Below are 8150 nucleotides of genomic sequence, written 5' to 3' on the forward strand. Positions count from 1 at the left end.
TTATTATACTGTTTGATATCTCTTTAGATAAAAAAATATATGTTCTTGGATTGCTCGGGGCGGGGCGCCGTGCTCCCCAAAAGAAAAAGGCCCGCACGGGGCGGGCCTTTCCATTCGATAACAGGGACTTGGAGTGGATCAGGCGTTGCCGGCCGTCTGGGGGAAGTTGGCGCGCTTGGCCTGCCACAGGGCGACGAAATCGATCGGCTGGAGGACGACCGGCGGGAAGCCGCCGTCGCGCGTGATGTCGCTGATGATGTTGCGCACATACGGGAAGATCAGGCGCGGCACTTCCACCAGCAGGATCGGCTCGACCAGGTCGTCGGGCGCGTTGCCCAGGGTCACCACCGCGGCGTAGGCCAGTTCGGCGACGAACACCGTGCGGCCGGGGGCGGCGCCTTCCTTTTCCGGGGCTTCCACGGCTTCGGTCTTGATCGACACCACGACCTCGAACACCGGCTGCTCGGGCGGCAGGCGGTTGGCCTGCACGTCGATGTTCACCGAAATCTGGGGATTCGAACGCAGCGTGGCGAAAATCTCGGCGCCCGAGGGGACTTCGAACGACAGATCCTTGATATACTGGACGTTGATGGCCAACGGCAGCGCCGGCGGGGCATTCTGGCTTCCGTCGGCGGGGAGCTGGGTCGAATCTGACATGAACGAGGATTTCCTTGCGGGCAATGAAGGCGGATAACGGGTATCGCCGGTAGCATGCCCCGCGACGTTCGCCAACCTCGGGGAGCGGCGGGATGGAAATTCATCGTGCCCTGTATCGTCCTGCCGCATTGTGTCGGCAGGATGCGTTGCCTATGTGTTAGGGCAATGGAGAGAGATTGCGCTGCCGGCTGGTCCGGCGCGCCTTTCGGTTAGGCGTGGTGATGGATTTTTCGTTGAGTCATTTTCCGTTCGACCTGGTGCTGTTCGGGCTGATCGCGGCGTTTCTCGCGCTGCGTCTGCGCAGCATCCTGGGCACGCGGGTGGGGGTCGAGCCCGCATCGCCCGCCGCCCCGGTGCCACGGCCCGGCCCGGTGATCGAAGGCCGCGCCGAGCCGCCGGCCCCGTTGACCGACTATGACGTGCCGGCACCCGAGACCAGGGTGGGGCAGGTGCTGGCGGCCATTGCCGGACAGGAGCGCGATTTCGTGCCGGCGCAGTTTCTGCGCGGGGTCGAGGTCTCGTTTCGCCAGGTGGTCCAAGCCTTCGCCGCCGGCGACCGGGCCATGCTGCGCGAACGGCTGACCGCCGAGGCTTTCAACGCCTTCGATGCCGCGATCCAGTCGCGCGAGCAGGCGGGGGAGACCCAGAAGAGCGAGGTGCGCGCCATGACCAGCCTCGCGATCGTCGATGCCGCCATCGACCAGTTCGCCGGCGCGCCGCGGGCGCGGATCGACGTGCGCATCGTCTCGGACCAGATCAGTCTGACGCTGGACAAGGATGGGCACCCCGTGGCGGGTACCGATGCCGTGACCGAGTTCTCGGACCTGTGGACGTTCGAGCGTCTGCTGGGGGCGTCGATCGGTGGCGCGGCGTGGCGTCTGGCGGCCAGCCGTAGCGCCTGATCGCGCGGCCGAGCGGTCCTGTCCGGCGGCGGTTGTCCGTCCGTCTTTCGCATACAAGAGCAAGTCTGGCTGTTTCCTTGAGCTATTTCCGTCTGCCTGCCGTCATGCGGGGCGTTTGCGCCGCCGCGATCCTTCTGCTGTCCGCCTGCGCCGAAACGGGGCAGGAAGGCGAGCGCCAGCCGGTCGCATTCTCCGCCCTGTCGGGCTGGGGGCCGGACGAGGCGGCGCGTGCGTTGCCGGCTTTCCTGGCGGAATGCCGCTATCTGGGTCGCCTGCCGGCCGAGGCTACGCTGGGGCCTGACAGCGGGCCGGGCGCGCATGTCGGCGACTGGCTGCCGGCCTGTCAGGCGGCGACGGCGGTGCCTGCCGGAGACGGCGGGGCGGCGCAGCGTTTCTATGAAACATGGTTCGCACCGGTGCTGATGTCGTCCTCGGCGCTCTTTACCGGCTATTACGAGCCCGAGATTCGCGGCGCGCTGTCGCGGGGGGGCATTTACCAGACGCCGGTCTATCGGGTGCCGGAGGATCTTGCGCGGGCGCGGGCGACCGACGGGCGTATGGTGTCCGGCCGCTGGCAGGGGGGGCGGTTCGTACCTTACTGGTCGCGGGCGCAGATCGATGCGGGGGCGCTGGCCGGGCGGAACCTGGAATTGCTCTGGGTGGCCGATCCGGCGGACCTGTTCTTCCTCCAGATCCAGGGGTCGGGCCGTGTGCGCCTGCCCAGCGGGCAGATCGTGCGGCTGGGCTTCGGCGGCAAGAACGGACAGCCTTATGTGCCGCTGGGGCGCGTGCTGGTGCAGAAGGGCGAGATGAGCGAGGATGCGGTGAGCATGCAGTCGATCCGCGCCTGGCTGACGGCCCATCCCGCCCAGGCCAGGGCGGTGATGGAGGAGAATCCGAACTACGTGTTCTTCAATGCCCTGGACGATGTGCCGGCAAGTCAGGGCGCGCCGGGTGCGATGGGCGTGCCGCTGGAGCCGGGGCGCTCGGCGGCCGTGGATCGGCGTGTGATTCCGCTGGGTACGCCCGTCTGGGTCGAGACGACGTTGCCTGCGCCGGCGAACCAGACCTGGCGTCGGCTGGTCTATGCGCAGGATATCGGGACCGACATCAAGGGCGCGGGGCGGGCCGACCTGTTCCTGGGCTGGGGCGACGAGGCCGAGCAGACCGCCGGCGCGATGCGCCAGCACGGCCGGATGATCGCCCTGACGCCGCGCCCCGTCGTTACCCGACCCTGATGGCGCCGCGAAACGGGCCGGGAGGCGGCACCCGTGCCCCCCGTGCCGTGCGCCAGGCGATGGGGCCGCATCTTCTGGTGCGGAACGACTGCCTGCGCGAACTGCGCCGGATGGAGGCGGATTCGGTCGATGTCGTCGTGACCTCGCCGCCCTATAATATCGGCCTGGGGTATCGGACCTATCGCGACCGCATGTCGGAAGACCAGTATCTGGACTGGATGATGGCGGTGGCGCGCGAACTGCATCGGGTGATGCGGCCTGACGGGTCGTTTTTCCTGAATATCGCGGGATCGTCGGCGCAGCCCTGGCTGCCGTTCGAACTGGCGGTGCGGCTGCGCGAGATCTTCCATTTGCAGAACCATATCAGTTGGATCAAGTCGATCTCGGTCCACGACGATACGTATGGTCATTTCAAGCCGGTCAACAGCGCGCGCTATCTGCACCGCAATCACGAGCATCTGTTCCATCTGACGCGCTCCGGCACCGTGGAACTGCGCCGGCTGGATATCGGGGTGCCGTACAAGGACAAATCGAACATCGCGCGGCGCGGGCATGAACAGGACAGGCGCTGCCGGGGGGATACCTGGTTCATCCCCTATGAGACGGTGCGCGACAAGGCGCAGAAATTCAATCATCCGGGGACCTTCCCGGTGCAGTTGCCGCGTCAGTGCATTCGTCTGCATGGCCGGCCGGATGCGGTGGTGCTGGACCCGTTCATGGGGACAGGGACCACGCTGGTGGCCGCCCAGATGGAAAGCGCGCGCGGTGTTGGGATCGAATTGGACGCTGCCTATGTAAAAGTGGCGCGGGAGCGGCTGAAACTGGCCATGGAGCAGGATGAAATCTCCGCCTGATCGACCGGCTCAATCGTTTTTATTAAAAATATGACTTTGACAGATGTTTTCTATATCCGGCACACCCTCCCTTGAGACGAAAATGGAGGAGTGGACGTGTCGGTGCGTAAAGCAATAGTTTCGGTCGCGGTTCTGGGGATTGTCGCCTATGGCGGCGTTGTGGGGTATCTGACCCATTTCGACCATGAAACGGCACCGACGCTGGATACCCATTCGCCGACGCTGGCGGACCCGGTGACTTCGGCCGCGTTCGCGGCGATTCGTGAGGCACGATGCGATTATTGCCATGCGCGCAATGTCGAACTGCCTTTCTACTTCCATGTGCCGGTCGCCAACCAGTTGATGCAGCGCGATGTCGACCGGGGCTTGCGCCATTTCCGCATCGAGCCGGTGATCGAAGCGTTCCAGACCGGGGCTGTTCCGTCCGAGGAGCAACTGGCGCGGATCGAGGAAGTGATTCGCCAGAACCGGATGCCGCCGACGCTGTATCTGCTGATGCACTGGCATGCCCATCTGTCGCAGGCGCAGCGTGATGCGCTGCTGAACTGGGTCGCCGCCGAGCGCCGTGCGCATTATGCGACGCCGGGTGTTGCCGCGCGCTTTGCCGGGGAGCCGGTCCAGCCCGTGCCCGAGAGCGTGCCCGTGGATGCGGCCAAGGTGGCCCTGGGCCAGCGGCTGTTCTTCGACAAGCAATTGTCGGGTGACGGCACGCTGAATTGCGCCAGTTGCCACGCGCTGGATCATGGGGGTGTGGACGGGCGCGTCACGGCGCTGGGGATTGGTGGCCAGCATGGGCCGATCAACGTGCCGACCGTTTATGATTCGGTCTTCAACAAGAGCCAGTTCTGGAACGGACGCGCCGCGACGCTGGCCGAGCAGGCGGCCGGGCCGGTGATGAACCCGCTGGAAATGGGCTCGCACGACTGGGCGATCGTGGCGGACAAGGTGAAGCAAGACCCGACCTATGTCTCGGCCTTCCATGATGCGTTCGGGTCCGACGATATCGACAAGGGGCGGATCACCGATGCCATCGCGGAATATGAAAAGACGCTGATCACGCCCGACAGCCGTTTCGACCGCTATCTGAAGGGTGACGAGCAGGCGCTGAATGCCCAGGAAAAGAACGGGTATGCGCTGTTCAAGAACATTGGCTGCTCGGGGTGCCATACCGGCGTTTCGCTGGGCGGGCAGGCTTTCGAGGTGATGGGGCTGGAGGGCGATTACTTCGCCGCGCGCGGCGGGGCCGTGACCGATGCCGACAAGGGGCGCTTTACCGTGACCCAGTCGCCTGACGACATGGAACGCTTCAAGGTGCCGAACCTGCGCAATATCGCGCTGACCGCGCCCTATTTCCACGATGGCAGCGTCAAGACCCTGGAAGAGGCGGTGCGGCTGATGGCGCGCTACCAGACGCCCGATCACACGCTGTCCGATCATGATATCGCTGATATCGTGGCCTTTCTGCGCACCCTGACCGGCACCTATCAGGGGCAGCCCCTGGCCGGCACGCAGGCGCCCTGACGCGCCTCGCTTGATGCAGCGCGCGTCCGGGCTTCGATCCGGGCGCGAACTGCTTTAAGATCAGGCGGATCGGGACGATGGGCGGCATGGGGTCGCCCGCCGGCGGGCGGGGAGAACAGGGGTGCGCCGTCGACGGGTCCTCGGGAAAGACGAACAGGCGCTGTGGTCGGCCTTCGTGCGCGATATCCAGCCGCTGGCCCGCAGGGCTGCCCGGCCGGCGCCTCTGGACGCCGCGCCGCCGGCTGCGCCCGCCGCCGGTCCGGGGGCGGAGCGACGGGAGCGTGTTGCCCCGTCCGTGCCCGTCGCGCCGCCATCCGAGGTGCCCCGTCTGGCGCGGCCGGGTTTTACGCTGGTGCGGTCGCGGGCGGAAATCGCCATCGGCCATCGCGGGCCGGGTCTGGACGATACGAGCTGGCGGACGCTGGTCAGCGGCAAGCTGCGTCCGTCGCGGACGCTCGACCTGCACGGCCAGAACGCCCATGCGGCCTTCCAGCGTCTGCATGGTTTTCTGATCCAGGCCCGGTCCGACAATCTGCGTTGTGTGGAAGTCATTACCGGCCTGGGGTCGGGCCGCGATGGCGGGGTTCTGCGCCGGGAACTGCCCTTCTGGCTGGGGCGCCCGGACCTGCGGCCGCTGATCCTGGCGGTGGTGCATCCCCATGCCGCCAATCAGGGATCGGTGCGCATCCTGCTGCGCCGGGCGCGCGTCTGACGCTGGTGTCGGGCGGGGTGCCTCTTATCCCAGGCGCCATTCCGCCGTGTGGACGGCCAGCCAGCGGCGGAGCATCAGCACGGCGGTGATTTCGCCGGTCATGTCGTGCAGGTAGCGGCCGCAATCGGGGCCGCTGACCAGGGCGCGGCCGGCATCGTTCCTGAGCGTGTCGAGCGCGCCCTGGCTGCTGGCGAGGCCGACCGCGTGGCGCCAGCCGGCGACCTGTTCCGGCGGGGTGAGCATCGGCAGCATCAGCCCGATATCGAGCGATGCGGCGGCGGCGACGATCTTCCAGGCGTCGTAGAGGAGGCCGGCGGGGGGGCGGCCGCGTTCCTGATTGAAACGCTCGGCGAAGCTGGGCACCGGCGTGCCATGGACGGTCACGCGGACATTGTCGGTCAGCGTGAAGAGTGGCGTGGCGCCGGTCTGTTCCAGCGGGGCCAGCAGGGCGTCCAGCGTCTGGGGGGGCATGGGGTCGGAGATCTGCACCACGTCCACCTTGCCGTCACGCAATGCGGTCAGGGCTTCCTGCGGCGTGGCGAAGCCCGTGACCGGGATCGGGCGGAAGCCGAAGATGGCCATGGCCATGACGGTGGCCAGTTCGATGCTGTGATCGCTGGACACCGCGACCCGGATCGGGCGGTCGCGCACCAGGTCGCGCAGGGTGCGGTGCAGGTCCGCCCGGCCGACCACGATGGGCGAGACCAGGCTGAACAGCAGCGGGACCCAGCGGCCGAAATCGTAATGGGCGCGAGGATCGCCGGCCAGCGAGGCCACCAGCGCCGCGCCGGGGACCAGCAGGGCGGTGGCGCCGTCCGGCACCGTCTGGGTATCGAACTGGTTGGCGCCGGTCACGCCGTCCAGCCCGCTGGTGAGGTGCGTGGCCAGCGGAGCGGGCGAGCCCAGCCCCTGTGCCAGGGCCGGGGCCAGCACGGTGCTCCAGCGGCCCGCGGCGCTTTCCGCGCTGCCGGCGACCAGCAGGGTGGGGTCGATGACGGTGCCGCCGGCAGGGGCAATGGCGGCGATGTGCGTCAGGCCACCCGCGCGGGCGGCGGCGGGAATACCGGCGAGTGCGGCGAAACCCGCCATGGCAAGAAACTGGCGGCGGTGCATGCGCATCTAGGCCCGACCGGGCCGTTGGTCAGAAGAGGGAACAGGTCGGGTCGCGGGCAAAGGCGGCATCTCCACGGCAGGGGACATTCCAGCGCCTGTTTCGCGCTGGAATGCGGCGAGTCTATGGCAGGTGCCGGGGCGGCCCTCGGCGGCGAAGGCGGGAGTTTACGGCCAGTGGACCTCGGGGGGAAGACTCATCAGGATCGCCTCGGTATTGCCGCCGGTCTTGAGGCCGAACAGGGTGCCGCGATCGTGGATCAGGTTGAATTCCACGTAGCGGCCACGCCGGACCAGTTGCGCGCGGCGTTCGTCCTCGGTCCAGCGTTCGGTCATGCGGTGGCGGACGATGGCGGGGTAGGTTTCGAGGAAGGCCAGGCCGACATCGCGGGTGAAGGCGAAATCGGCCGCCAGGTCGCCGGTATTCAGCCGGTCGTAGAAGATGCCGCCCAGGCCGCGCGGCTCGTTGCGGTGGGGCAGGAAGAAATAGCGGTCGCACCATTCCTTGAAGCGCGGGTAGTAGGCCGGGTCGTGCGCGTCGCAGGCCGCGCGGAAGCCGGCGTGGAAGCTTACGGCATCTTCCTGCGCTTCGGGGCTGTCGGGGAACATCGGCGTCAGGTCGCCGCCGCCGCCGAACCAGCCCTGGGTGGTGATGATCATCCGCGTGTTGAAATGGGCGGCGGGGACGCGGGGATTGCACATATGCGCCACCAGGCTGATGCCGGTGGCGAAGAAGCGCGGGTCTTCCTCCGCGCCGGGGATGGTGGCGCGGAATTCGGGGCTGAACGTGCCTTCGACCGTCGAGACGTTGACGCCGACCTTCTCGAACACCCGGCCGCGCATCAGGCTGATGACCCCGCCGCCGCCCGGCGTGCCGTCTTCGTTCACGCGGTCCCACGGGGTGCGGACGAATGTGCCGGCGGTGTCGCGGCCGGGGAGGGTCTGCACGTCGGCGGCATCCTGCTCGATCTGCTCGAAGGCGGCGCAGATGCGGTCGCGCAGGGTTTCGAACCAGGCGCGGGCCTCCGGCCTCAGATGGTCATGGGGGATGGGCGCGCGGGTTTCTGTCATGGTCGGGTCATCTTCTGCGTCGGACGGGTCGGCGGAACGGGGGGTTTGAAACGCTGTCCATAGAGTCCGATCATGGGGGCAATTG

At 67.3% G+C, this 8150-nt stretch carries 8 protein-coding genes; 5 read left to right on the forward strand and 3 right to left on the reverse strand.

Annotation, left to right across the window (positions count from 1 at the left end; translation table 11 throughout):
• Window positions 1-138 precede the first annotated feature (138 nt).
• Complete coding sequence (secB, locus tag ABF821_RS18545; RefSeq protein WP_182974746.1) at window positions 139-657, reverse strand: protein-export chaperone SecB; 519 nt, start codon at window positions 655-657, stop codon at window positions 139-141.
• A 221-nt stretch (window positions 658-878) separates the two neighbouring features.
• Here secB and ABF821_RS18550 point away from each other — a divergent pair, with 221 nt between their 5' ends.
• The 5 genes from ABF821_RS18550 (at window position 879) to ABF821_RS18570 (ending at window position 5884) form a co-directional block, all read left to right on the forward strand.
• Window positions 879-1559: a Tim44/TimA family putative adaptor protein gene (locus ABF821_RS18550; protein WP_415531150.1), complete on the forward strand. Its 681-nt coding sequence runs from the start codon at window positions 879-881 to the stop codon at window positions 1557-1559.
• Between the two features lie 104 nt (window positions 1560-1663).
• Window positions 1664-2797, forward strand: coding sequence for a murein transglycosylase A (locus ABF821_RS18555; RefSeq protein WP_415531156.1), 1134 nt, complete (start codon window positions 1664-1666; stop codon window positions 2795-2797).
• Window positions 2797-3651 carry a DNA-methyltransferase gene (locus ABF821_RS18560; protein ID WP_415531151.1) on the forward strand — a complete coding sequence of 285 codons (855 nt, stop codon included), beginning with the start codon at window positions 2797-2799 and terminating at the stop codon, window positions 3649-3651. Before ABF821_RS18555 ends, ABF821_RS18560 begins: the two co-directional genes overlap by 1 nt.
• Before the next feature lie 102 nt (window positions 3652-3753).
• Window positions 3754-5172 (forward strand): cytochrome-c peroxidase, encoded by a 1419-nt coding sequence (locus tag ABF821_RS18565; protein WP_415531152.1) that lies wholly within the window; start codon window positions 3754-3756, stop codon window positions 5170-5172.
• A 121-nt stretch (window positions 5173-5293) separates the two neighbouring features.
• Complete coding sequence (locus ABF821_RS18570; RefSeq protein WP_415531153.1) at window positions 5294-5884, forward strand: Smr/MutS family protein; 591 nt, start codon at window positions 5294-5296, stop codon at window positions 5882-5884.
• Window positions 5885-5908: 24 nt separating this feature from the next.
• Here the strand turns inward: ABF821_RS18570 and ABF821_RS18575 are convergent, their stop codons facing one another.
• Entirely contained in the window at window positions 5909-7003 is a 1095-nt protein-coding gene (locus tag ABF821_RS18575) for a hypothetical protein (protein WP_415531154.1), read from the reverse strand.
• A gap of 159 nt (window positions 7004-7162) precedes the next feature.
• Window positions 7163-8065 carry an oxygen-dependent coproporphyrinogen oxidase gene (gene hemF, locus ABF821_RS18580; RefSeq protein WP_415531155.1) on the reverse strand — a complete coding sequence of 301 codons (903 nt, stop codon included), beginning with the start codon at window positions 8063-8065 and terminating at the stop codon, window positions 7163-7165.
• Between the last annotated feature and the right edge of the window lie 85 nt (window positions 8066-8150).

It is taken from the genome of Gluconacetobacter sp. (assembly GCF_047721585.1).
In the GTDB taxonomy this organism is placed as follows: Bacteria; Pseudomonadota; Alphaproteobacteria; order Acetobacterales; family Acetobacteraceae; genus Gluconacetobacter; species Gluconacetobacter dulcium.